Here is a 274-nt window from a genome sequence, read left to right as displayed (position 1 = left end):
GGAGGCGCGACTGGAAACGCGCCTGCTCGATCTGCAGATAGGCATTCACGTGCTCAATCTCATCGGCGAGGGTCACGATCTCGGACGGCCGTTTCAGGTTCTTACGGAAAAAGGTCGACAGAAACTGCACCAGCTGCGCGGCCTGATCGCTGTCGCGGCGGATCACCGCTTTGAGCGTGTTGAGGGCGTTAAACAGGAAATGCGGGTTGACCTGGGCATGCAGCAGCTTAATTTCGGACTGCGTCAGCAGGGCTTTCTGCCGTTCATACTGCCC

The 274-nt window shown here is 58.4% G+C and carries 1 protein-coding gene; it reads right to left on the bottom strand.

Annotated features, from left to right (window positions below; all coding sequences use genetic code 11):
- A partial coding sequence (locus OH705_RS27280; RefSeq protein WP_267303447.1) for a histidine kinase occupies positions 1–274 on the bottom strand: 274 nt, incomplete at both ends.

Origin of the sequence: Pseudomonas sp. BJa3 (assembly GCF_026343815.1) — a bacterium.
GTDB classification, from domain to species: domain Bacteria; phylum Pseudomonadota; class Gammaproteobacteria; order Pseudomonadales; family Pseudomonadaceae; genus Aquipseudomonas; species Aquipseudomonas soli.
The sequence above is the reverse complement of the archived record's forward strand: the minus strand, read 5'-3'. Positions and strand labels throughout refer to the sequence as shown.